We start from the raw sequence: 24,338 nt of genomic DNA, 5'->3' as shown, positions 1-24,338 counted from the left end.
CCGCGTTTCTCTTAATTTAAAATTGTTCTCCCAAGGAGATAGTTCATTATGGCAGTAAAAGTCGCAATCAATGGGTATGGTCGCATCGGGCGTAATGTGTTGCGTGCGCTGTATGAATCAGGCCGCACCAATGAAATCCAGATCGTTGCCATCAATGATCTGGGCAACGCCGAAACCAATGCCCATCTCACTAAATACGACACGGTGCATGGCCGTTTCAACGGCGAGGTCAGTGTCGAAGGCGACTACATGATTGTCAACGGTGACAAAATTCGTGTGCTGGCGCAGCGCGATCCTGCGCAACTGCCTTGGGGTGAATTGGGCGTGGATGTGGTGCATGAATGCACCGGTTTTTTCACCAGCAAGGAAAAGGCCAGCGCGCATCTGCGTGCCGGGGCCAAGAAGGTGGTGATTTCTGCTCCCGGCGGCAATGATGTGGATGCCACCGTTGTCTATGGCGTGAATCATCAGATTCTCAAGGCCAGCGACACGGTGATCTCCAATGCCTCCTGCACCACCAACTGCCTGGCCCCGCTGGTCAAGCCGCTGCAGGAAAAAATCGGCATTGTTGGCGGCCTGATGACCACCGTACACAGCTATACCAACGATCAGGTGCTCACCGACGTGTATCACACTGATCTGCGCCGCGCCCGTTCGGCCACGCAGTCCATGATCCCCACCAAGACCGGCGCCGCTGCTGCGGTGGGCCTGGTCATGCCGGAACTCAACGGCAAGCTGGATGGCTTTGCCATGCGCGTACCCACCATCAATGTCTCGGTGGTGGATCTGACCTTTGAGGCCGCCCGCCCCACCAGCAAAGACGAGATCGACGCCATCCTCAAGGCGGCCTCGGAAAATGAACTCAAAGGCATTCTGAATTTCTCCAATGCGCCGCTGGTGTCCATGGACTTCAATCACGATCCGGCCTCCTCGACCTACGACGCCTCACTGACCAAGGTCATGAACGGCAAGCTGGTCAAAGTGCTGGCCTGGTATGACAATGAATGGGGTTTTAGCAACCGGATGCTGGATACCACCCTGGCATTGATCAACGCCAAGTAAGCTGCATCCCCGCCCCCGACGGGGCAGGCACCCCTCCTGATTTAGGGAGGGGTGTCTTTTTTAGCGGCTGCCGCACTGAAGGCTCGCCACAGGCCAATGATTTAGCTTATTTGAGGACTCTTGCTATGTCCGTTATCAAGATGATTGATCTTGATCTAAAGGATCAACGGGTGTTAATCCGTGAAGATCTCAACGTCCCGGTCAAAGATGGCCAGGTCACCTCCGATGCCCGCATTCGTGCCAGTCTGCCGACCATTCAGCATGCCCTGCAGGCGGGTGCGAAGGTGATGCTGATGTCGCATTTAGGACGCCCCAAGGAGGGCGTTTTTTCGCCAGAGGATTCACTGGCGCCGGTGGCTGCGCATCTGGGGCAGTTGCTCGGTCAGCCGGTACGCCTGGTGGCTGATTATCTCAACGGCGTAGACATGGCCGCCGGTGAGGTGGTGTTGTTGGAAAACGTGCGTTTTAATCCCGGTGAGGGCAAAAACGACGATGCCTTGTCCCGGCAATATGCTGCCTTGTGTGATATTTATGTGATGGATGCCTTTGGCACCGCCCATCGGGCACAGGCATCAACCCACGGCGTGGCCAAGTTTGCCACCATCGCCTGCGCCGGGCCTTTGCTGGCGGCAGAACTGGAAGCGCTGGGCAAGGCCCTAGATAATCCCAAGCGGCCCCTGGTGGCCATTGTGGGTGGCTCCAAGGTGTCCACCAAGCTAACCGTGCTGGAATCTTTGTCCAAGGTGGTAGATCAGCTCATTGTCGGTGGCGGGATTGCCAATACCTTCATCGCCGCCCAGGGCCATCCCGTGGGCAAATCCTTGTGTGAACATGACCTCATCCCCGAGGCCAAACGCCTGATGGAAGCTGCTCAGGCCAAAGATGGCGTGATTCCGGTACCGGTGGATGTGCGTGTGGGTAGTGAATTTTCGGCCAGCACCCCGGCTACCACGAAAACGGTCAGCGAGGTCAGCGCCGAGGATATGATTTTCGATGTCGGTCCGCAGACCGAGGCGACCTATGCACAGTTGCTGCAAAAGGCCGGGACCATTGTCTGGAACGGCCCGGTCGGGGTGTTTGAATTTGCCCAGTTTGCTAGCGGTACCCAGGCGCTCGGGGAAGCCATTGCTGCCAGCGAGGCTTTTTCCATTGCCGGTGGCGGCGATACCCTGGCGGCCATTGACCAATATGGGCTGGCCGAGCGCATTTCCTATATCTCCACCGGCGGCGGGGCCTTTCTGGAATTTCTGGAAGGCAAAAAACTGCCCGCCGTGGCGATTCTGGAAGAACGCGCTAAAACCTGAACCCCAGCGCACGAAAACGCTCCCCCTGTTAAGGGGGAGGCCCGCTGCAGGCGTGGAGGGGCCTAGGTTTTTAAAGCAACCACCCCGCCCCTACGGGGCACCTCTCCGTGAATCAAGGAGGGGAGTCTTTGAGAGAAATGACCAATGAGACGAACCAAAATCGTGGCGACCCTTGGGCCAGCCACGGATGACCCCAAGGTCATGCGCGCCCTGATTGAGGCCGGGCTGGATGTGGCGCGGATCAACTTTTCCCACGGTCATGCCGACGATCACCGCAAGCGGGTGCAGATGGTTCGCGAGCTGTCGATTCAAATAGGCCGCTGCGTTGGGGTGTTGGGCGATCTGCAAGGCCCTAAAATCCGCATTGCCCGCTTTGAACAAGGCGCGGTGGAGCTTAATGAAGGCGATGCCTTTTTCTTTGACGCACAACTGCCCAAAGAGGCTGGCAACCGTGAAGGTGTGGGGCTGACCTATGCGGATTTGCCGCGTGATGTCAGCCCTGGCGATATCCTGCTGCTGGATGATGGCCGCCTGGTGTTTGAGGTCGAACGCATCGACGGCACGCGGATTCACAGCCGCGTGGTGGTCGGCGGGGTACTCTCTAACAGCAAGGGCATCAATCGTCAGGGTGGCGGGCTGTCAGCGGCGGCTGTTTCTGACAAAGACCGCGAGGATATCCGGCTGGCGGCGGCGCTGGATGTGGATTATCTGGCGCTGTCCTTTCCTCGCTGTGCCGAGGATGTGCATCTGGCGCGCCGCCTGCTGCAGGAAGCGGGCGGACAGGGGCGCATCTGCGCCAAGATCGAACGCAGCGAGGCGGTTACGGCGATTGATGAAATCCTGGAAGCCTCCGATGCCATCATGATTGCCCGAGGTGATCTGGGGGTAGAGATCGGCGATGCCGAGCTGCCGGGGGTGCAAAAGGCGATGATCCACAAGGCGCGCACCCAAAACCGCGTGGTCATCACCGCCACCCAGATGATGGAGTCAATGATTCAAAACCCCATCCCCACGCGCGCTGAGGTGTTTGACGTAGCCAATGCGGTCCTGGATGGCACGGATGCGGTGATGCTTTCCGGTGAAACCGCCACCGGGCGCTATCCGGCCAAGGCCATTGCGGCCATGGGGCGCATCTGCGAGGCCGCTGAACGCCAGCGCATTGCGCGGGTTTCGACGCATCGCATTGACAGCTATTTTCACCGCGTTGATGAGGCCATTGCGATGGCGGCGATGTATACCGCCAACCATCTGGATGTCGCCGCCATTGCCGCCCTGACCGAATCCGGTTCAACGCCTTTGTGGATGTCACGGATCAGCTCCGGCATCCCGATTTATGCCCTGACCCGGCATATCCGCACCAGCCGCCGTCTGACCCTGTATCGCGGGGTTTATCCGGTACACTTTGAACCTGATCCCACCTGTCACACAGAAAATAACCGCCAGGTGGTGGAGTTTTTGCTGCGTGAAGGCATCGTGGAGCATGATGACCGGGTGATCATCACCAAAGGCGATCTGGACGGGGTGATGGGCGGCACCAACGCGATGAAAATCATCCGTGTCGGTGATTTGATCAATGCCAAGCAGTAATAATACTCTCCCCCTGTTAAGGGGGAGTCCCGCCGAAGGCGGGGAGGGGGTCAAGAACCATCCCGCCGCTACGCGGCACCCCTCCTTGAAAAGGAGGGGAGTCTTTCTAAAAAATAGTACGTTTTGCTTAGTCGTTATCACAACAATATATTCAGGAGGTTTTTTGCATGGCCCTTATTTCCTTGAGACAACTACTGGATCACGCCGCTGAACATGGCTACGGTATGCCCGCCTTTAATGCCAACAACATGGAACAGGTACACGCGATCATGCAGGCCGCCGATGCCGTTGATGCCCCGGTGATCATCCAGGCCTCTGCCGGGGCGCGTAAATACGCCGGCGAACCCTTCCTGCGCCACAACATCCTGGCCGCCGTGGAGATGTATCCGCATATCCCGATTGTGCTGCACCAGGATCACGGCTCAGAACCGGCGGTGTGCTTTAGCTCGATTCGCTCCGGCTTTACCTCGGTGATGATGGACGGTTCACTGATGGCGGATATGAAAACCCCCTCCACCTATGAATACAACGTCGATGTGACCCGCACGGTCACGCAATTGTCTCATGCCATCGGCGTGTCGGTGGAAGGCGAGCTGGGCTGCCTGGGCAGTCTGGAAACCGGCATGGCCGGAGAAGAAGATGGCTCCGGGGCCGAAGGTGTGCTGGATCACTCCATGCTGCTCACCGACCCTGACGAAGCCGCTGATTTTGTCAAGCAAACCGGCGTAGATGCTCTGGCGATTGCCATTGGCACCAGTCACGGCGCCTATAAATTCACCCGCCCGCCCACCGGCGACATCCTCGCCATTGAGCGCATCAAGGCGATTCATGCGCGCATCCCCAACACCCACCTGGTAATGCACGGCTCGTCCTCGGTGCCGCAGGAATGGTTGGAGATCATCAATAAATATGGTGGCGATATGGGCGAGACCTATGGCGTACCAGTGGAAGAAATCCAGGAAGGCATCAAACACGGGGTGCGCAAGGTCAACATCGACACCGACCTGCGCCTAGCCTCCACCGGGGCGATTCGCAAAATCCTGGCAGAACAGCCCAAAGAATTTGACCCGCGCAAATTCCTCAAGGCTTCCACGGCTGCCATGAAAGACATCTGCAAGGCGCGCTACGAAGCCTTCGGCTGTGCCGGCATGGCTTCCAAGATCAAACCCGTCTCACTTGACGATATGGCCGCCCGCTACAAAAGCGGCGAGCTAGACCCCCGCATTAACTAAGTACGCGCCATCCTTGCCAGCCTGACACTTTTACCGGGCTGGCAAGCCGCTTCACGTAGCGGCATCATCTTGATGCCACTGAAAAAAGCGACGGCGAGAAGCTGCCGTCACAAGGCGCTTTCTGAATCTATCCCATGTATCATCCACTTGAGTATGCCATTGACTGCGGTCGCGGTCCGCCAGTGACCCTGCTACACGGCTGGGGTATGCAGGCCACTATCTTTGCGCCCTTGGCCCAGCGCCTCAAACACCGCTATCACCTCCGTGCCCTGGATTTACCCGGCTATGGTCTGAACCGTCACCACCCCAGCCCGGCCACACTTTCCCAGCTTGCCGCCGTCATTGCGCCCAGCCTGCCACCGGCGGGCACCGTAGTGGGCTGGTCAATGGGTGGGCTGGTAGCCTTACACATTGCCCAACAGCATCCTGGCAGCGTACAACGCCTGATCCTGCTGGCCTCCAGCCCCTGCTTCGTGACTCGCCCGGATTGGCCCTGTGCCCTGCAACCAGAAGCCCTGGCGGCCTTTGCCAACGATCTGCAACACGGCTACGCCCTCACCCTCAAGCGTTTTCTCGCCTTGCAATTTCACGGCATTGCCGATGCTGCCACGCAGATGCGCCGTCTTAGGGCACAGCTTGACACCCCGCCCGCCGATCCGGCCATCCTGGAAATCGGCCTGCATTGGCTGTCACACAGCGACGCCCGTGCTATCCTGCACCACCTGCCGATGCCGGTGGGCCTGATTTTCGGCGAATATGACCGCCTCGTACCCATCGCCAGTGCAGATCTTTTGCAGGCACACAGCCCGCACCTGGCGATCCGGCGCATAGCCGGGGCGGGTCATATTCCCTTTTTGACCCATAGCGACGCGTTTGATCACGCCTTCAACGACTTATTGCTTTATGACCCAAAACCCCTACCATCTGGATAAACGCCTCGTAAGACACCACTTCGAACGCGCCGCCCCCCACTACGACCACGCCGCCTTCCTGCAGCGCGAAATCGCCGGGCGTTTGCTGGAACACCTGCGCCTGATCAAAAAACAGCCGCACCGCATCCTTGATGCGGGCTGTGGCACGGGTCATGCCATCACCACCCTGCACCACGATTATCCCCAGGCGCAGATCATCGCTCTGGACTTGGCCGTTGGCATGTTGCGCGGTGTCTCCCGGCACCACCCGGCAAATCCGCAACTCAGCCTGCTCAATGCCGATCTGGAGGCGCTGCCCTTCAAGCCAGACAGCTTCGATCTGGTTTTTTCCAATCTCGCCCTGCAATGGTGCAATGCCCCTGCAGACACCTTCACAGCCCTGCATCGTGTCATGCGCGCTGATGGAGTATTGATGTTTAGCACCTTTGGGCCGGATACCCTGCACGAATTGCGCAGCGCCTTCGCCGCACTAGACCCTCACACGCACGTCAGCGCCTTTTGGGACATGCACGATCTGGGGGATATGCTGCTGCAGGCCGGTTTTGCCGACCCGGTGATGGCGCGTGAAACCCTCACTGTCACTTATGCCGATCTCAGCGCGCTGCTTAAAGACCTCAAAGGCATCGGCGCCACCAATGCCACCCAAGGACGCGCCAGCGGCCTGATGGGACGTGCCCGTCTCGCCGCCCTGGGTGAACAGTATCAACGCTTTGCCCACAGCGACGGACGCCTGCCCGCCACCTATGAAATCCTCTACGGCCATGCCTGGCGCAACGTCCCCGCTGCCGCACCCACCCCCGGTCCCGTAATCCCCATCATCGCCCAGTGATGACCGCCAGTCTGCGTTCCTCGCCCCATCTGGCCGCCGTGGCCCGTACCGACCGGATCATGCGCCAGGTGCTCTATGCCCTGTGCCCCGGCACCGCTTTGCTGGTGTTTTTCTGGGGCTGGGGCGTTTTGCTCAATGTCTTGCTGGCGGTGATTTTGGCCCTCTGTTTTGAGGCCATCATCGTGCTTTTGCGGCGCAAACCGCTGGGGATTGTACTCGGTGACGGATCAGCGGTGGTTTGCGGCTGGTTGCTGGCCCTGTGCCTGCCGCCGCTGGTGTCATGGTGGGTGATTGCGGTCGCCCTGGTGTTTGCCATCGTTTTTGCCAAACAACTCTACGGTGGCCTGGGACATAACCTGTTTAACCCGGCGATGGTCGGCTATGTCGTGGTTTTGCTCTCCTTCCCGCGTGAGGTCACTTTATGGCCCGTGCCGCTGCCCTTGGGTGCCAGCCCGCTGGACTTCATGGACACCCTGCGCCTGAAATTGCTGGGCCAATGGCCGCCGGGGCTTGGCTGGGACAGCCTTTCCGGGGCCACCATTCTCGATCAATTACGCACCCTGCGCAGCCAGGGCCAGACGCTGGCCTTAGCCCATGAACTCTGGCAACCGCATGCCTACGCCTTTGTAGGCCCGGCACTGGCCTTTGGTTTGGGCGGCCTATGGCTGATCTATCGCGGGCTGGCTGACTGGCGCATCCCCTTGGGTATGTTACTTAGCCTCAGCCTGCTCGCCGGATTATTTTGGTGGCTCGATCCGGCCCACTACGCCAGCCCCCTGCTACACCTGTTTAGCGGCGCGGTACTGCTCGGCGCTTTTTTTATCGCCACTGACCCCGTCACCGCCAGCACCACCCCGCTCGGACGTTTCCTCTTTGGCCTGGGCATTGGCGTTTTTATCTTCATCATCCGTACCTGGGGCAGCTACCCCGACGCCCTCGCCTTTGCCGTCCTGCTCATGAACAGCACCGTACCCCTGCTTGACCACTACACCCGCCCCAAAGTATTCGGCCACCCCTGATAAGCACAACTGGAGGCCACCCGAAAGCCGCGTATTGGCTCTACCGTGATATCTATTTTCCTACCAAAAGAATGCGGCTTTTCAGGAAATATGATGTTTATGAAGACCCCTTGTGTAGTACCACGACATCACGGGCCGGGTATTCCACGGTTGCACTCCACTGATGAGCGAGGTAAGCAAAGGACTCTGCGGCAAAAAATACGATATGAGTGGGGTCGTCTTTGTAGCGCCAGCACATGAAACGCTGATCGTTCAGAACCCGCTGGGTCTGAATCACCAACACCCCGCCTGGTTTTAAGCACTGCCATACGCGCTGCAGCTCCATAAACGGCTGGGCCAGGTGCTCAACCACCTCGGTGCAGGTGATAAAATCATAGCACTGCGTAAATACCTGCGGATGATCACAATAATACTTATCATAGGCCGTCATCTGATAACCCGCTTCCTGCGCCATGGCGATCAATACAGGCCCCGGCCCACAGCCAAAATCCAGGCCACTGGCGGGGCTGGGGATGTGCTGCCTGACCTGCACCAAGGTTCGCTCCAAAAAGGCGCGATACCCCGAATCATCAAGGTGATTCTCATGCAGATCATAGATCGCCTTTTCTGCAGCGGCGTCCAGATAAAAGCGCGGATCGAGAAACACCATCGCACACTGCAAGCAGCGGTAATAGCATTTAGCCGCGACCGACAAGGGATATGTGTGCCGATGCTGACATAAAGGGCATGGATTCATAAACAACTCGTTAGAGGCTGTTATCTCGACTTTGGCCATTTAGGGAACCACTGATCAATTCGGTTGCGCGCAGCTGAGGGGGCTCAGAGTGATTCAATCACCCCATTGGCGATCATTTTCTGACCACTTCATGTGGTCCTGTTTCCCTGGCAGCCGGGTTATCCGGCTGCCAGGGCAGATTCAAGGCGTACTGGCCCCATCAACTTGGCCTTCGCATCGTGTCGCCAGCACAAGGTTGGCCAATCCGAACAGGCTGAAAAGTTGCGCCTGGTGCTTGGCCAGCCCCTGGTTGCGCACCTTCCGGTAGCAAAAGAGGTTCTTGATGACATGAAACGGATGCTCGCTTTGGCCTTCTCGATCGCCAGCAGCCGTGTTTTCATCGGGCTTTCGTCCATCTTCTTGATGGCACCGCGCTTGGCGGCCACGCAGCACCGGGAGTCCGAGGCATCCTTCTCTTCGTCGAGATGCTTGCCCATGCCGGTGTAGACCGCGTCGCCGTATACCCGTTTGTCATCCTCCCGCACCAGAGCGCCGGCCAGGGTGACATCGGCAACGTTGGCCGAGGTCGCGACGACACTGTGAGTCAGTCCGGTGACGGCATCGACGCCGATATGGGCCTTCATGCCGAAATATCACGGGTTGCCTTTCTTGGTCTGCTTCATCTGTGGATCGCGCTGCTTGGCCTTGTTCTTGGTAGAAGGGGCGGCTGCCACGAGGGTGGCGTCGACGATCGTGCCCTCACGCATGAACAGCCCTTTCTCGGTCAGGTGGGCGTTGATCTCCTCGAAGATCCGCTGGGTCAGCGCATGCTTCTCCAGCAGATGACGCAAGCGCAGCAGCGTGGTCGCGTCCGGCACGCTCTCGATGGCCAAATCGATACCCACGAAGTCGCGCATCGCCTGGCTATCGTAGATGGCATCTTCAAGTGCCTCGTCGGCGAGCGCATACCCCTGTTGCAGGAAGTAGATCCTCAGCATGCGCTCCAGGCCGATGGGCGGACGGCCGCGCTTGCCCGCTGCGTTCGGGAAGCAAGACGGCGACAGCGCGTCGATGAGCCGTTGCCAAGGCACCCGCGCCTCCATCTGGGCCAGGAACCGCTCGCGGCGGGTCACCTTCTTTTTGTTCTGGTGTTTTGCCTGGGCACAAGAGATCTGTTTCTTCGGGTGGCTCGATCAGGTGGTGACTGGGTGGCCAGATTTTACCCCGCCGACGGCTGTCAGGCAGCTGCGAGGGGATTTATGCAGTGTTTCCTTAACCGCTGCCGAGTGCAACTCGGCGCTCCAAGTCGGCGGTCCCCGGCGGTTCCGGGGAGTGGCTATGTTAGTATGCGCGGCGTATGAGGCTTTGTCAGGATAATCGTTATGGGTATGTTGCACGGTAGGCGGGTGTTGTTGGGGGTGACGGGGAGTGTGGCGGCGTATAAGGCGTGTGATTTTGTGCGGCGTTTGCAGGAGGCGGGGTGTGAGGTGCGGGTGGTGATGACGGCGGCGGCGTGTGAGTTTGTGGCGCCATTGAGTTTTCAGGCGTTGTCGGGGTTTCCAGTACGGTCGGCGGTGTTTGATGCGCAGGCTGAGGCGGGGATGGATCATATCAGTCTGGCGCGCTGGGCGGAGGTGATTGTGATTGCTCCGGCCAGCGCTAATTTTATCGCCAGACTGGCGCATGGGTTGGCGGATGATTTGTTGAGTACTTTGTGTCTGGCGCGGTTGGTGCAGACGCCGTTGTGTGTGGCGCCGGCGATGAATCATGGGATGTGGTTGAATGCGGCGACGCAGGAGAATGTGTCTACGTTGCGGCGGCGGGGGGTGTTTGTGTTGGGGCCGGGGCAGGGGGTGCAGGCGTGTGGGGAGGTGGGGGAGGGCCGGTTGTTGGAGATTCCGGTGTTGTTGGGTGCGCTGGAGCAGTGTGTTGGGCCGTGGCCGTTGCGGGGGCGGCGGGTGGTGTTGACGGCGGGGCCGACGCGGGAGGCGCTTGATCCGGTGCGGTATGTGGGGAATCGGAGTTCGGGCCGGATGGGGTATGCGTTGGCGCAGGCGGCGGCGTGTCGGGGGGCGGAGGTGGTGTTGGTGAGTGGGCCGTGTGCGTTGGCGGTGCCGTATGGGGTGCGCCATGTTGCGGTTGAGTCGGCGGCGCAGATGCGGGAGGCGGTGTTGGCGGAGGTGGGGGGCTGTGATGTGTTTATTGGGGCGGCGGCGGTGGCGGATTATCGGGCGGCGGCGGTGGCGGCGCAGAAGTTGAAGAAGGGGGCGGATGATTGGTGTGTGTCGTTGGTGAGGAATCCGGATATTTTGGCGGAGGTGGCGGCGTTGGGGGTGGGGCGTCCTTTTGTGGTGGGCTTTGCGGCGGAGACGGGGCGGCTTGTGGAACTGGCGCGCGATAAGTTGGTGCGGAAGGGGCTTGATATGATTGCGGCGAATGATGTGAGTGAGGGGCAGGGCTTTGATGTTGCGGATAATGCCTTGTCTGTGTTGTGGGGGGATGGCGGGGTTGATTTGCCGCGTCAGTCTAAGGAGGCTTTGGCGCATGCGTTGCTGGATGTGATTGTTGCGCGGTATCTGGCGAAGGGGTGTTGATGTTGCGGCCTTTGGGTTAGGCTTTATGTTGGTGCGTGTTGCTCTGCCGGTGCCGCTGTATCGGGTGTTTGATTATCGGTTGGCGCCCGGTCAGGTGGCGGTGGTGGGGGCGCGGGTGCGGGTGCCGTTTGGGCGGCGGGCGTTGGTGGGGGTGGTGGTGGCGTTGCCTGAGCCTGGGGCGGCGTATGCGGCGCGTGAGGATTTGCGCGTTGTCAGTGATGTTCTTGATGCGGTACCGTTGCTTTCGGCGGCGTTGTTGCGGTTGTTGCAGTGGACGGCGGATTATTATCATTATCCTTTCGGCGAGGTGATCGCCACGGCGTTGCCCGGTTTGTTGCGCGGCGGTGCGCCTGCTCTTTTTCCCCCTGTGGTGTTTTTTCAGTTGACGGCTGCCGGTCTGGGTGCGGATTTGGCGGCGTTGCGTCGTGCGCCGCGTCAGCAGGCGGTGTTGCAGGTGTTGCAGCAGGTGCCTGGGGGGCTGGCGGCGGATGATGCGCGGTTGCTGGCGTTGGGGAACTGGCGCGGGGCGATGCAGGGGTTGGTGCAGCGTGGCTGGGTGGTGCGGGAGAGGCGGGAGCGAACGCAGGATACGTCCGCTACAAGGCAGGATGCGTCCGCTACGTCCGCTACGTTGCCGGTGTTGAATGCGGATCAGGCGCAGGCGGTGGCGACGGTGCAGGGGCAGGCGGGGCATCGGGTGTATGTGTTGGAGGGGGTGACGGGGAGCGGGAAGACGGAGGTGTATTTGAGTTTGATGGCGGCGACGCTGGCGCAGGAGCGGCAGTGTTTGGTGTTGGTGCCGGAGATTGCGTTGACGCCGCAGTTGTTGGCGCGTTTTCGGGCGCGCTTGCCGGTGGCGATGACGGTGTTGCATTCGGGCTTGAGTGAGAAGGTGCGTTTGCAGGGGTGGCTGGCGGCGCGTAGCGGGCAGGCGCGGGTGATTATCGGGACGCGCTCGGCGGTGTTTGTGCCGTGGGCGCAGCCGGGCCTGATTGTGGTGGATGAGGAGCATGATGCGTCGCTGAAGCAGCATGAGGGCTTGCGCTATCATGCGCGGGATTTGGCGGTGTTGCGGGGCTATCGTGAGGATGTTCCGGTGGTGCTGGGGTCGGCGACGCCTTCGCTGGAGAGTCTGGCGAATGTGGCGAAGGGGGCGTATCAGTGTGTGCGTTTGCCGCGCCGGGCCGGGGGGGCGCGGTTGCCGAGTGTGCGCGTGGTGGATATGCGTCGGCAGTGGCATGATGAGGGCTTGTCGGTCAGTGTGCTGGATGCGATCAGTGCGCATCTGGAGGCCGGGGGGCAGGTGTTGTTGTTTTTGAATCGGCGCGGCTTTGCGCCGGCGTTGGTGTGTGAGGGCTGTGGCTGGTCGGCGCAGTGTCCGCAGTGTGATGCGCATTTGACGTGGCATCAGCGGGCCGGGCTTTTGTGTTGTCATCATTGCGGTACGCGCTCGGCGCCGGTGCGGGTGTGTCCGGGGTGTCAGGGGCGCCTGCGTCCACGCGGGGAGGGAACGCAACGCATTGAGGCGGCGCTGGCGCGGCATTTTCCGGATGCGCCGCTGGTGCGGATTGATCGGGATAGTACGCAGGGGCGTGAGGCGTTTGAGCAGGTGTTTGCGGCGATTCATGCGCAGCAGTATCGCATTTTGATCGGGACGCAGATGTTGGCGAAGGGGCATGATTTTCCGGGGGTGTCGCTGGCGGTGATTTTGGGCGTGGATCAAGGTTTGTTCAGTACGGATTTTCGCGCGCAGGAGCGCCTGGCGCAGGTGATTACGCAGGTGGCTGGACGGGCCGGGCGGGCTGAGCGTCCCGGTGAGGTGTTGATCCAGACTTTTCATCCGGAGCATCCCTTTTTGCGGACCTTGTTGCAGTCGGGCTATGCGGTGGTGAGTCAGGATTTGTTGGAGCAGCGCCGTTTGGCGGGCTTGCCGCCGTTTGCGGCTTTTGCGTTGATTCGGGCTGAGGCGCGGGATAGTGCGCTGGGGGAGCAGTTTTTAGCGGCGGTGCGTGCGTATCTTTTGCCTGATGCGCAGGGGGTGGCGGTGCTTGGCCCGGTGCCGGCGCCGATGCAGCGGCGGGCGGGGTGGTTTCGGGCGCATTTGTTGTTGCATGCACCGTCGCGTTCGGTGTTGCAGCGTTTGTTGCGGGCGCGGGTGTGTGAGTTTGATGCGCTGCCGTTGGCGCGGCAGGTGCGCTGGTCGGTGGATATTGATCCGGTGGATATGGGGTAGCATGGCACGTCCATTGGGTATAATGGCGGGCATGTATTCTTTTAATTTGAGTGGGGGTGTGGGGATGAGTGATGCCGAGCTGGTAGCGTATATGCAGGGTGTGGGGCAGGCGGCACGCCGGGCCGGGCGGGTGATGGCGCGGGCGGATACCGGCGTGAAAAATCAGGCCCTGGTAAAGATTGCGTGTGAAATTGAGGCGCAGGCGGGGGATTTGCTGGCGGAGAATCAGCGGGATTTGGCGGCGGGTGAGCGCAATGGTCTGGATGCGGCTTTGCTGGATCGTCTGGCCTTTAATCCGCAGCGGATTGAGGCGATGGCGCAGGGCTTGCGTGAGGTGGCGGCTTTGCCTGATCCGGTGGGGGTGATGTCGGATGTGTGTTATCGCCCTAGCGGGATTCAGGTGGGCCGAATGCGGGTGCCGTTGGGGGTTATCGGGATTATTTATGAGTCGCGGCCCAATGTGACGGTGGATGCGGCGGCCTTATGTCTAAAGTCCGGCAATGCGGCGATTTTGCGCGGCGGTTCGGAGGCGATTCATTCCAATCAGGCCCTGGCGCGGTGTATTCGCAGCGGTCTTGAGGCCAGCGGTTTGGTGGCGGATGCGGTGCAGGTGGTTGAGACGACGGATCGTGCGGCGGTCGGGGCCTTGTTGCGTATGCAGGAATATGTGGATGTGATTGTGCCGCGTGGGGGTAAGGGGCTGATTGCGCGGGTGAGTGAGGAGTCGCTGATTCCGGTGATCAAGCATTTAGACGGGGTGTGTCATGTGTTTGTGGAGCGCAGCGCCGATCTGGACAAGGCCGTGGCGGTGGTGATGAATGCCAAGACGCAGCGCTATGGAACGTGTAATACCCTGGAGACTTTGTTGCTGGATCAGCCGGTTGCGGCGAGGCTGTTGTCCCGACTGGCGCCCTTATTTCAGGAAAAAGGGGTGGAGCTGCGCGGCTGTGCGCAATGCCGTGAACATCTCCCGCAGATGCTGGCAGCAACCGAGGAAGACTGGTATACCGAATATCTGGCGCCGATTCTGAGTATTCGCGTGGTGGATGGGCTGGAGGCGGCGATGGAGCATATTCATCAGTACGGCTCGCAGCATACGGATAGTATTTTGACGCAGGATTACAGCATGGCGCGGCGCTTTTTGCGGGAGGTGGATTCCAGTTCGGTGATGGTGAATGCCTCGACCCGCTTTGCCGATGGTTTTGAGTATGGGCTGGGGGCGGAGATTGGCATCAGTACGGATAAGCTGCATGCGCGTGGGCCAGTGGGGCTTGAGGGGCTGACAACCTTGAAATTTGTGGTCTTTGGCGATGGGCATGTGCGCGGTTAGTGTGATGGGCCGGGGATGATCGGGATTCTGGGCGGCACCTTTGATCCGATTCATTTCGGGCATTTGCGCCCGGCGCTGGAGGTGATGGCGTATCTGGACTTGCGCGAAGTGCGCTTTATGCCGTGTCATATTCCGCCGCATCGGCGCACGCCGTTGGCCAGTGCGGCGCAACGCTGTGCGATGGTGGCGCTGGCGATTGCAGATCAGCCGGGCTTTGTGCTGGATGCGCGCGAATTGGGGCGCAGCGGGCCTTCCTATAGTGTGGATACGCTGCGCAGTGTGCGCGCCGAGTGTGGCCCGCGCCAACCGGTGTGTTTGCTGATGGGGATGGATGCCTTTGCTGGCTTGCGTTCCTGGTATCGCTGGGAGGAGGTGTTGTCGCTGGCGCATATTGTGGTGGCGCATCGCCCCGGTCATCTGGCCTCGTGTGAGCTTGAGGATTGGGTGCAGCCGGTGTATACGGAGCAGCCTGCCCGCTTGCGTGAGCGCCCCGCCGGGTGTGTCTTGTTTCATGCGGTGAGTCAGATGGATATTTCGGCCAGTGAGATTCGTGGTCTGCTGGCGCAGGGAGACAGTCCCCGGTATCTGTTACCCGATGCGGTGCTTGGTTATATTGCGGCACAGGGGCTTTATCGCGGCGCGCAAAGTTAGCGGGATGGCTGGGCAAAGGCGGCGGTTTTGGTGTGTTTTATATGATGGTTTTCCGGCCCATGCCGGTTTTTTTTGGAGATTTTTTTGATGAAAAGGTACGCGCTGTTGGGATTTGCGTTGGCGGTGCTCTGGCTGGGTAGTCCGGTGCTCCCGGTTCAGGCGGCAGAGGGTGGCGATGCGGATGCGGTGGTCGATTTGCTGACGGTGTATCAGGTGGCCTTGGCCCAAGATGCCCAGCTTAGGGCGATGGAAGCGCGTTATCGTGCGGTTTTGGAGGCTCGCCCCTTGGCGCGTTCGGCCTTATTGCCGCAGATTGATGGCGCGGCCCAGCAGGCGTATAGCGATACTAACCCCAAAGGTGCCTCCAGCATGGATTATGGGACGACGCGCCTGAGTCTGAATCTCAATCAGAGTCTGTACAATCAGGCCCAGCGCATCGCGCTCAAGCAGGCCGATCTGGAGATTGCTCGCATGGCGGCGGAGCTGGATGCGGCGCGCCAGAGTCTGGCGCTGCGGGTGGCGGAGGCCTATTTCGGCATACTGGCAGCGCAGGATAATCTGCTGTTTGCCACCGCTCAACAGGAAGCCATCGGACGCCAGCTGGAACAATCCGAACGCCGTTTTGAGGTGGGCCTGATTGCGATTACCGATGTCAAAGAATCGCAGGCGCAATTTGATATTGCGGTGGCACAAAAAATCGCCGCCAGCAATCAACTCGACATTGCCCGCGAGGCCCTGACGGTGATCACCCACACCCATTATGAGCATTTGGCGCCACTGTCTGCGCAGATGCCGTTGGTGAACCCGGAGCCGCCGGTGATTGAGCAATGGGTGGAGACGGCTACGGATAATAATCTTTCCCTGCTGGCGGCACGTCTGGCGGTGGAAACCCAGGCCGAGGAAATCAAGCGCCAGCGCGCCGGTCATTATCCGACGCTGGGATTGGGGGCCAGTTATACCGATACCCAGTTTAGCAGCGTCCCTGCAGAGCGGGCCGGTAATTTGCGTGATGGCCGTGATGCGCAGATTGCTTTGCAGTTGACGGTCCCGGTGTATACCGGGGGGCGGACGAGTGCCCTGGTGCGCCAGTCGCGTGAGCAGTTTGATGCGGTGCGCGAGGATTTGCAGTTTAACGAGCGTCAGGTAATCCGCCAGACCCGCGCTGCTTATCTGTCGGTGGTATCAGGAATTTCCTCGGTGCATGCATTGAATCGCGCCCTGGAATCCACACAGGCAGCCGCTGAGGCTGCCGAGGCTGGCTTTGAGATTGGCACCCGGACGGCGGTTGATGTGTTGCTGGCGCTGCGTGAAGTCTTTCGTGCGCAGCGTGACTATGCCCAGACCCGCTATGATTATCTGCTGAGTACCTTGCGCCTGAAGGAAGCCGCCGGGATTCTTGCCGAGGATGATCTGGTGGCGGTGAATCTCTGGCTGGATTGAGCACGCCCTTGGGCCATGCCTGTGCTTGCGCCGCCCCCGGCTGAAGCGCCCGCCGCCGCGTTGCCGGGAACACCGCTGGCGACGGTGTGCGGCGAGCCGCTGCTGGTCTTGCCTAAAGACCTGTATATCCCGCCGGATGCCCTGGAGGTGTTTTTAGAAACCTTTGAGGGGCCGCTGGATGTGTTGCTGTATCTGATCAAGCGGCAGAATCTGGATATTTTGAATATCCCGATTGCGGAAATCACCCGCCAGTATATGGACTATATCGCCTTAATGAGCGAGTTGCGCCTGGAGCTGGCGGCGGAATATCTGGTCATGGCGGCAATGCTGGCCGAGATCAAGTCACGCATGTTGTTACCGCGCCAAAGTGACAGCCCGGATGAGGAGGATGATCCACGCGCCGAGCTGGTGCGCCGTCTTTTGGAATATGAGCGCTTCAAAAAAGCAGCCCAGGATCTGGACAGCTTGCCCCGGCTGGAGCGGGATGTGTATCTGGCCAGTGCCGAGCCGCCACCCTTAACGCGGATTACACGTTATCCGGAGGTGGCGCTGGCGGATGTGCTGCTGGCCTTTCAGGATGTGTTGCAGCGGGCGGCGATGTATCGCCATCATCATATTGAGCGTGAGCCGCTGTCCGTGCGTGAGCGGATGAGCCAGATTCTGGCCCTGCTGGACACCGCGCCGGGCTTTATCCCCTTTGTGCAGTTATTTACCCTGGAGGAAGGGCGCGGGGGCGTAGTGGTCAGCTTTCTGGCGGTTCTGGAACTGGTCAAGGGGCAATTGATTGCCTTGGTGCAGCATCAACCCTTTGCGCCGATTTATATCGGCTTGAACGCGCCTGCACCGGCGTGTGCGTCTGCGAGGCCTCATGTATCGACTGATTCTGTGGATTGAACGCCCACTGGCGCGGCTGACTGGCCTTGCGGCCGGGCTTGCCGGGGTGGCCATGCTGCTGCTGGTTTTGCTGGTCTTTGGCAATATGGCGGCGCGCTATAGCGCCGGGATGGGCACCATGTGGCTGCAGGAACTGGAGTGGCATCTGCTGGCCCTGGTGACGCTTCTGGGGATCAGCTATGCGATGCGCCATGATGATCATGTGCGTGTGGATATTTTCTCGCAGCGCCTGAGACGGGTGGGCCGCTTGTGGCTAGATCTGCTGACCATGCTGGGGGTGGCGATTCCGGTGGCGCTGCTGCTGTTGTATTACACCTGGCCCTTTGTCGAGCTGTCTTATCTGCGTGGCGAAACCTCCCCCAATGCTGGCGGAATGCCCTGGCGTTTCATCCCCAAGGGTCTGATGCTGATCGGCTTTTTTCTGGTATTGACACAGGCCATGGTGCGCGCCTTGGGATGTATCCGCCGTCTGTGGTTTCATTATCGCGTCTGGCCACAGCGCGTGCGCCTGCGCCGTCTGTCTGGTTTGAGCCTGCGCAAAAGCCCATAAGACCGAAAAAACCTGGTTAGCCATGCACTTAACTTACTCATAATCGCTGATCCCGAGGCCCTCCATGGCGCTTGAATATTATGCCCTGATGATGATCATCGCGTTTTTCGTGCTGGTCTTGACTGGAATGCCGGTGGGCTTTGCCATTGCCGGGGTGGGCTTTGTCTTTGGCTTTATCGGCTTTCAGGGCGATTTTTTTGAACTGCTGGCGGCGCGCATTTTCGGCACCATCACCAACCCCACCTTGCTGGCAATTCCTTTGTTTGTGTTCATGGGGGTGATGCTGGATAAAACCCGCATTGCCGAACGTATGCTGGAGGTGATCGGTCATGCCTGCGGGGCGCTGCCGGGCGGGATGGCGCTGGCGGTGATCCTGGTCGGGGTGTTGATGGGCGCGGCCACGGGCATTGTCGGGGCGGCCATTGTGACTTTAACCCTGATGGCCTTGCCGACCTTATTGCGCCGGGGCTATAAGCCCAGTGTGGCCTGTGGCACCATTTGCGCCGCTGGTACGCTGGGCCAGATCATTCCGCCGAGTCTGGTGCTGCTGGTGCTGGCGGATATCATGAATCTGTCGGTGGGCAGCCTGTTTGCCGCTGCGCTGGTACCGGGGCTGATGCTGGCCGGGTTGTATGTGCTGTATTTATTAGGCGTGGCGCTGTGGTCGGCGGCGGATGTGCCGGCGATTGATGCCGCTGAACGGGCGCAGCTGAGCCGGGCGCAGTTGCTCAAGGATGTGCTGCTGGCGGTGTTGCCGCCGCTGGCCTTGGTGATGGCGGTGCTGGCGGCGATTATTGGCGGAGTCGCGGCACCCACCGAGGCGGCCTCGGTGGGTGCGGTGGGCGCCATCATTGTCGCGGCGCTGGCGGGACGCCTGAGCAAGAAGGCCCTGCGCGAGACGATCAGCGTCTCGGTGCGCATCACGGCGATGGTGTTTTTTGTGCTGATTGCCTCGCAGGTGTTTGCATTGACCTTTCGCGGGCTGGATGGAGAGTTTTTGATCGAGGCGCTGTTTGACTGGGTGCCGGGAGGCTTTTACGGCACCTTATTGTTTATGCTGCTGCTGGTGTTTATTCTGGGCTTTTTTCTGGAGTGGATTCAGATCACCTACATCGCCCTGCCGATGTTTTTACCCTTCCTTGTCGGTCATCCGGAATTTTCCATGGTGTGGGTGGCGATTTTGGTCGCGATGAATCTGCAAACCTCGTTTTTAACCCCGCCCTTTGGCTGGTCGCTGTTGTTTATGAAGGGCGTGGCCCCGCGTAACCTCAATACGGCGGTCATTTACTGGGGGGCGATGCCCTTTGTGCTGATTCAGTTGCTGGCCCTGGGGCTGCTCATCGTGTTTCCGCAGATTGTCCTGTGGTTGCCGGAGCGCCTGGGCTGGTAAGGCTCAGCCCAGCCCCAGCGTCCGATAGAGATAGCGGCGAAAGGCGGCCTTGTCTTCCAGATGCAGGGCATGACCACAACCGATAAAGACATGCAGGCGGGCGGAGGGGCAACGGCTCACCAAGGTTTTACCCAGGGTGTGGTATTTGCGGTCGAGATCCCCGACGCAGATATGCAAGGGCCGGGGATGCTGTTCCAGCGCGTCCCACAATGAGGGTTGACGCCCCAGGCTCAGATGGCGCAGTGCTCGCGCTAAACGGGCGGGGTCACCCTGGCGGCGCTGCTTTTCCAGGGTGGTAAATTCGGGCTGGCGGCGCAAACTGGCAAACAGCGGCTGGCGATACCAGTCCATGATAAAGCCGGGGAAATCCCGCGCCAGGCGCTCTGCCAGGGCATCATCATGTACCTGCCGGGCCAGCTGTTTATCGAGCTGCTCCAGGCCCGGCGAGGCGGACAGAATATGCGCGCTCTGGATCTGTTGCGGATAGCGCAAGGCCAGCGCCAGCGCCAGGCGTCCGCCCATCGAATAGCCTACCAGATGCACCGGCCCGGGATGCTGCGCCTCCAGCCATTGCGCCAATGCTGCCACGGTACTGTCAAAATCGGCACAGTCTTCAAAAGGCCCCGGCGTGACACCATGACCGGGCATATCGGGCGCCAATACCATCAGCCCCTGGGCCTGTAAATCCTCCCGCCACGGTTGCCAGTCTGCGCCGCTGCCCAAAAAACCATGTAAAAACGAGACGCATGCAGTGGATGGCATAGGCTAAAGATCCAGGGTCAGCAGCACCGGTGCATGATCCGAAGGCCGCTCCAGTGCTCGGGGGGCGGTGTCGATGAGGCAGGCTTGAGCGTGTGGGCGCAGGGCTTCGCTGATGAGAATGTGATCAATGCGCAGCCCTAAATTACGCCGGAAAGCCGCCCGGCGATAATCCCACCAGGAAAAGCGGGCCTCGGCCTGGGGGAAGCAGCGAAAGGCATCGACCAGCCCCAAATCCAGCAGCCGTGTAAAGGCGGCCCGCTCAGGAAAGGAGACATGAATTTCATCGTCCCATTGCGGATGTACATCCTCGGCGGCTGGGGCAATATTGAAATCCCCGGCCAGAATCAGCCGGGGATGCTTGGCCAGCTCCTGCGCAAGCCAGGCTGTCAGTGCCTCAAGCCAGTGCAGTTTATAGGTAAATTTCTCACTGCCCAGCGCCTGTCCATTGGGAAAATACGCGCAGATCACCCGCAGCCCGTTGAGGGTTAAGGCCAGCACGCGCCGTTGCGGATCGGAAAAATCAGGAATCTCGTGCACCAGTGCCTGTGCCGGGGTGCGCGCTATAATGGCAACGCCGTTATAGGTTTTCTGGCCATTGCTATAGGCCACATACCCGGCGTCTTCCAGGGCCGCGAAAGGAAAGGCCGCATCGGTTTGCTTGGTTTCCTGCAAACACAAGATATCCGGCTGCTGGGCGGCGAGCCAATCAAGCACCTGGGGCAGGCGCACCTTGAGCGAGTTGACATTCCAGGTCGCAAGCCGAAATGACATAAGCTACTCAGATGATCTTGCGTAGCAGATGGCGCACTTGATCGACCTCAAAAGGCTTGTCGCAAATCGCAGACACGCCGGCCTGCTTGACCGATGACAGGCGGCTGACATCAGATTCAGAGGTCACCATCATGATGGGAATATGCACATAGGCGGGATTGCTACGCATCTCATTGATCAAGCCCTGACCGTCCATCACCGGCATATTGTAGTCAGTGACCACCAGGTCATAACTGCTCATGGCCAATTGTTCCAAGGCCAGCGCGCCATTTTCCACTTCATCAATGGATTCAATGCCCACATGCTGCAACACGCGGCGCAGATGTTTGCGGGCCATGCGTGAATCATCCACGATCAACACCCGCACGTCGGCGATATCGCGATCCTCAAGCTCCAGCTCCTCTTCTTCCAGATAATTGAGCGTGACGATCAATGCCCGCTCCAGATCAGCCCGATCAAAGGGTTTGGGCAGCAAGGCCAGCACCCCGGCCTGGCGCACCGTATCCAGATTGTCATGATTTTGTTCGCTGGAGATCACCATCTTGGGCACCTCGGCCAGGCGCGGATCATTGATCATGTGCTGAAACAGCTCGGGCGCTTCCATATCCGGCATATAAAAATTACACACCAAAAGATCCGGCAGATACGACTCCATCAGTTTCAGCGCGGAGGCGGCATCTTCTGCGGTTTCAATCTTCTGGATATTGCCATCATACAAAAGCTGGGTAATGATTTGACGCTGGGTGCGGGAAGGCTCAATCAACAGGATCGCCAGATCCTCAATACGAAGGGCTTGTGTCATGATTCGTCTCTATCTGTTTTTAATCCAAAAATAAAAGGCTAAGCTACAACAATGTCGCACGCATCCAAAAAAGAAATCTTCGGCTGGGCGATGTTTGATTTTGCCAATCAGGCATACACCCTGCTGATCATCACCGTCATTTTCGGCGATTTGTTCACCCGCGTCATTGTCGGCGATGCCCACAATGACTATCGCCTCGGCAACCTGTTATGGAGCATTGCCCTGGCGACAAGCTATGCCTTTGTTGTAATGATCGGCCCGGTGGCCGGTGCGGTAATGGATTTTTCGGCGGCGCGCAAACGCTTTTTGTTCGCCAGCTACCTCTTGACCGTCGTGACCACAACCCTGCTGTATTTCGTCGCACCTGGCTACATCTGGCTGGGGATGCTGCTGATTATACTTTCAAACTTCGCCTATTCCATCGGCGAATCCTTTATTGCCAGCTTTTTACCAGAATTAGGCCCGCCGGAAAAGCTTGGCGGGATTTCCGGCTTTGGCTGGGCGATGGGATATATCGGTGGATTGGTCGCCACTGCCTTTGCCCTGCTCTTTTTAGGCGAGGTCAGCGCCGAAAACTTTGAGCGCATCCGCTGGGTTGGCCCCTTTGCGGCGGTGTTTTTCCTGCTGGCTGCGATTCCGACCTTCCTGTGGTTGCGCGAACGCGGGCGTCCGCGTCGCCTCAAACATCCCCGGGCCTATGTCCTGATGGGCCTGCGGCGCGTTGGCCAGACCTTGCGTGAGCTGTTGCGCTACCGTGATCTGTTTATTCTGCTGTGCTCGATTTTTTTTGCGATGGCGGGGATTTATATCATCATCGCCTTCACCTTCATCTATGGCGCGCAGGTCATCGGCTGGGATGAAGACATTCGCGTGTATATGTTCGTCATTGTACAGCTTACCGCTGCTGCCGGGGCATTAGCGTTTGGCTTTTTACAAGACCGCTTCGGCGGACGCCTGATGTACAACCTCACCCTGCTTTTGTGGATACTCGCCATTGCCCTGATCTATCTCACGCCTATGCTGGCTAATCTCTTAAGTCAGTGGTTGGGCACAACACTGCAGGCCCAGCACCTCTTTTTAATCGTCGGCAGTCTCGCTGGATTGTGCCTTGGCTCCACCCAATCCGCCGGACGCGCCCTGGTCGGTGCGTTAGCACCCAAACACAAAGCCGCTGAATTCTTTGGTTTCTGGGGACTGGCGAGCAAACTGGCCGCCATCATCGGCCTGCTCGGCATCGGTCTGCTGCAAATGCGCGTTGGACTGCACAACGCCATCCTGTTTTGCATCCTCCTGTTTGCTTTGGCGCTGCTGGTCTCCTTTTTCATGCGCAGCACAAAACCACGTCCCGCATAAACGGGCATTGAGCGGGAACCGCCAGGACAGCGCGTGATGCTTTGATGCAAACAATTATGACAGGTCCGTGTCTGGGCACGGGCCTGAGCCTGACATACAGGATTTCCCTTGATGCGCAAACAAAAACTTGAACTTACCTGGATCGGGAGGGCGGGCGGTGAACCGTAACACCGCTACCCAAATCCTGGCCGAGGCCAAACCGGAATTGCAGCGGCGCTTTGGCATGACGCGACTGGCCTTGTTCGGCTCCACGGCGCGTGATGAGGCGCGCAGCGATAGCGATGTGGACGTGCTCGTTGCTTTTGATGGCCCGGTCAGTGCCGTGCGTTATTTCGGCGTGCAGTTCTATCTGGAAGATCTGCCGGGCTGTCCGGTGGATCTGCTGACGGAAAAGGCGCTGTGCGCAGAACTTGAGCCTTTCATTAAGCGCGAGGTGATCGATGTCTGAACGCGTCTGGCATTTCTATCTCGACGATATGATCAGCTTTGCCGAGAAGGTGCTGGCATATGGGCGAGGATTCGCCCCTGGAGCTGAAAGGCTTGGTGCTGGATTCAGGCTGCAAGGTGTCTAAGCCGCATCCGGATGGGCTGTCGGATGAACTGGCTGCGATGGGCAATGCCGCTGGCAGTCTGTTAATTCTGGGGGTGGATGACAAACGCCGGGAGGTGGTGGGCATTCCCGTTGAGCAGCTCGACCGGCTGGAGGCGCACAGCTCCAGCTCTCCCTAACAACACGGAGCCAGAGTTCCATGACCCCAGTGCCGAGCCAGAGCTCGGCGCTCCTAAAAAAACCACTAAATCACCCTATGAGCCACGATCAAAACTTCAAAAACCTGATCCTCGACTATCCCCAACAAGCCATTGAGCTGTTCGCACCCGAGGAGGCCG

22 protein-coding genes and 1 pseudogene are annotated in these 24,338 nt (G+C 59.4%); 18 read left to right on the top strand and 5 right to left on the bottom strand.

Features of this window, described 5'->3' with window-relative positions; translation table 11 throughout:
• Window positions 1-48: 48 nt before the first annotated feature.
• The 7 genes from gap (at window position 49) to THISIDRAFT_RS04525 (ending at window position 7,965) form a co-directional block, all read left to right on the top strand.
• On the top strand, window positions 49-1,062 hold the full coding sequence (gap, locus tag THISIDRAFT_RS04555; RefSeq protein WP_006787541.1) for a type I glyceraldehyde-3-phosphate dehydrogenase: 1,014 nt from the start codon (window positions 49-51) through the stop codon (window positions 1,060-1,062).
• A 125-nt stretch (window positions 1,063-1,187) separates the two neighbouring features.
• Window positions 1,188-2,366, top strand: coding sequence for a phosphoglycerate kinase (locus tag THISIDRAFT_RS04550; RefSeq protein ID WP_006787540.1), 1,179 nt, complete (start codon window positions 1,188-1,190; stop codon window positions 2,364-2,366).
• Between the two features lie 144 nt (window positions 2,367-2,510).
• Complete coding sequence (gene pyk / locus THISIDRAFT_RS04545; RefSeq protein WP_006787539.1) at window positions 2,511-3,953, top strand: pyruvate kinase; 1,443 nt, start codon at window positions 2,511-2,513, stop codon at window positions 3,951-3,953.
• Window positions 3,954-4,120: 167 nt separating this feature from the next.
• Window positions 4,121-5,185 (top strand): class II fructose-bisphosphate aldolase, encoded by a 1,065-nt coding sequence (gene fba, locus THISIDRAFT_RS04540; RefSeq protein WP_006787538.1) that lies wholly within the window; start codon window positions 4,121-4,123, stop codon window positions 5,183-5,185.
• A 134-nt stretch (window positions 5,186-5,319) separates the two neighbouring features.
• Window positions 5,320-6,117 (top strand): pimeloyl-ACP methyl ester esterase BioH, encoded by a 798-nt coding sequence (gene bioH, locus THISIDRAFT_RS04535; RefSeq protein ID WP_006787537.1) that lies wholly within the window; start codon window positions 5,320-5,322, stop codon window positions 6,115-6,117.
• The gene (bioC, locus tag THISIDRAFT_RS04530) at window positions 6,089-6,946 is read left to right on the top strand and encodes a malonyl-ACP O-methyltransferase BioC (protein WP_006787536.1); all 858 of its coding nucleotides are present in this window, start codon (window positions 6,089-6,091) and stop codon (window positions 6,944-6,946) included. The genes bioH and bioC overlap by 29 nt, the downstream gene beginning before the upstream one ends.
• The gene (locus THISIDRAFT_RS04525) at window positions 6,946-7,965 is read left to right on the top strand and encodes an RnfABCDGE type electron transport complex subunit D (protein ID WP_006787535.1); all 1,020 of its coding nucleotides are present in this window, start codon (window positions 6,946-6,948) and stop codon (window positions 7,963-7,965) included. Before bioC ends, THISIDRAFT_RS04525 begins: the two co-directional genes overlap by 1 nt.
• 97 nt (window positions 7,966-8,062) lie before the next feature.
• On the opposite strand, the gene THISIDRAFT_RS04520 is transcribed toward THISIDRAFT_RS04525, so the two are convergent.
• The gene (locus THISIDRAFT_RS04520; protein ID WP_040852362.1) at window positions 8,063-8,701 is read right to left on the bottom strand and encodes a class I SAM-dependent methyltransferase; all 639 of its coding nucleotides are present in this window, start codon (window positions 8,699-8,701) and stop codon (window positions 8,063-8,065) included.
• A 180-nt stretch (window positions 8,702-8,881) separates the two neighbouring features.
• Window positions 8,882-9,852 (bottom strand): annotated as a pseudogene (locus tag THISIDRAFT_RS04515) (IS5 family transposase).
• 210 nt (window positions 9,853-10,062) lie between these two features.
• Here THISIDRAFT_RS04515 and coaBC point away from each other — a divergent pair.
• The 8 genes from coaBC (at window position 10,063) to THISIDRAFT_RS04475 (ending at window position 19,762) form a co-directional block, all read left to right on the top strand.
• Complete coding sequence (gene coaBC / locus THISIDRAFT_RS04510; RefSeq protein WP_006786823.1) at window positions 10,063-11,274, top strand: bifunctional phosphopantothenoylcysteine decarboxylase/phosphopantothenate--cysteine ligase CoaBC; 1,212 nt, start codon at window positions 10,063-10,065, stop codon at window positions 11,272-11,274.
• A 25-nt stretch (window positions 11,275-11,299) separates the two neighbouring features.
• The gene (locus THISIDRAFT_RS04505; RefSeq protein WP_040851768.1) at window positions 11,300-13,507 is read left to right on the top strand and encodes a primosomal protein N'; all 2,208 of its coding nucleotides are present in this window, start codon (window positions 11,300-11,302) and stop codon (window positions 13,505-13,507) included.
• A 31-nt stretch (window positions 13,508-13,538) separates the two neighbouring features.
• Window positions 13,539-14,837, top strand: coding sequence for a glutamate-5-semialdehyde dehydrogenase (locus THISIDRAFT_RS04500; RefSeq protein WP_418896140.1), 1,299 nt, complete (start codon window positions 13,539-13,541; stop codon window positions 14,835-14,837).
• Between the two features lie 15 nt (window positions 14,838-14,852).
• Window positions 14,853-15,488, top strand: a complete 636-nt coding sequence (gene nadD / locus THISIDRAFT_RS04495; RefSeq protein ID WP_006786820.1) for a nicotinate-nucleotide adenylyltransferase — start codon at window positions 14,853-14,855, stop codon at window positions 15,486-15,488.
• An 87-nt stretch (window positions 15,489-15,575) separates the two neighbouring features.
• Window positions 15,576-16,928 (top strand): TolC family outer membrane protein, encoded by a 1,353-nt coding sequence (locus THISIDRAFT_RS04490; protein WP_006786819.1) that lies wholly within the window; start codon window positions 15,576-15,578, stop codon window positions 16,926-16,928.
• A gap of 15 nt (window positions 16,929-16,943) precedes the next feature.
• A complete protein-coding gene (locus THISIDRAFT_RS04485; protein WP_006786818.1) occupies window positions 16,944-17,822 on the top strand; it encodes a segregation and condensation protein A in 879 nt (292 codons plus the stop codon).
• Entirely contained in the window at window positions 17,797-18,372 is a 576-nt protein-coding gene (locus THISIDRAFT_RS04480) for a TRAP transporter small permease subunit (RefSeq protein ID WP_006786817.1), read from the top strand. Before THISIDRAFT_RS04485 ends, THISIDRAFT_RS04480 begins: the two co-directional genes overlap by 26 nt.
• Before the next feature lie 64 nt (window positions 18,373-18,436).
• Window positions 18,437-19,762, top strand: coding sequence for a TRAP transporter large permease (locus tag THISIDRAFT_RS04475; protein ID WP_006786816.1), 1,326 nt, complete (start codon window positions 18,437-18,439; stop codon window positions 19,760-19,762).
• 3 nt (window positions 19,763-19,765) lie between these two features.
• Here THISIDRAFT_RS04475 and menH read toward each other — a convergent pair whose 3' ends face one another.
• From menH to THISIDRAFT_RS04460, 3 genes are read right to left on the bottom strand one after another with little or no spacing between them, the layout of a single operon-like run.
• Complete coding sequence (gene menH / locus THISIDRAFT_RS04470; RefSeq protein WP_006786815.1) at window positions 19,766-20,524, bottom strand: 2-succinyl-6-hydroxy-2,4-cyclohexadiene-1-carboxylate synthase; 759 nt, start codon at window positions 20,522-20,524, stop codon at window positions 19,766-19,768.
• A 3-nt stretch (window positions 20,525-20,527) separates the two neighbouring features.
• Entirely contained in the window at window positions 20,528-21,295 is a 768-nt protein-coding gene (xth, locus tag THISIDRAFT_RS04465) for an exodeoxyribonuclease III (RefSeq protein ID WP_006786814.1), read from the bottom strand.
• Window positions 21,296-21,302: 7 nt separating this feature from the next.
• The gene (locus tag THISIDRAFT_RS04460) at window positions 21,303-22,097 is read right to left on the bottom strand and encodes a response regulator (protein ID WP_006786813.1); all 795 of its coding nucleotides are present in this window, start codon (window positions 22,095-22,097) and stop codon (window positions 21,303-21,305) included.
• Window positions 22,098-22,148: 51 nt separating this feature from the next.
• On the opposite strand from THISIDRAFT_RS04460, the gene THISIDRAFT_RS04455 reads away from it, so the two are divergent.
• The 3 genes from THISIDRAFT_RS04455 (at window position 22,149) to THISIDRAFT_RS04445 (ending at window position 24,179) form a co-directional block, all read left to right on the top strand.
• Window positions 22,149-23,450 (top strand): MFS transporter, encoded by a 1,302-nt coding sequence (locus THISIDRAFT_RS04455; RefSeq protein WP_006786812.1) that lies wholly within the window; start codon window positions 22,149-22,151, stop codon window positions 23,448-23,450.
• Between the two features lie 157 nt (window positions 23,451-23,607).
• Window positions 23,608-23,898 (top strand): nucleotidyltransferase family protein, encoded by a 291-nt coding sequence (locus tag THISIDRAFT_RS04450; protein WP_006786811.1) that lies wholly within the window; start codon window positions 23,608-23,610, stop codon window positions 23,896-23,898.
• Window positions 23,899-23,957: 59 nt separating this feature from the next.
• On the top strand, window positions 23,958-24,179 hold the full coding sequence (locus tag THISIDRAFT_RS04445) for an AlbA family DNA-binding domain-containing protein (RefSeq protein WP_006786810.1): 222 nt from the start codon (window positions 23,958-23,960) through the stop codon (window positions 24,177-24,179).
• Window positions 24,180-24,338 lie beyond the last annotated feature (159 nt).

Origin of the sequence: Thiorhodospira sibirica ATCC 700588, assembly GCF_000227725.2 — a bacterium.
Classification (GTDB): domain Bacteria; phylum Pseudomonadota; class Gammaproteobacteria; order Ectothiorhodospirales; family Ectothiorhodospiraceae; genus Thiorhodospira; species Thiorhodospira sibirica.
This window is presented reverse-complemented; position numbering and strand designations above follow the sequence as displayed.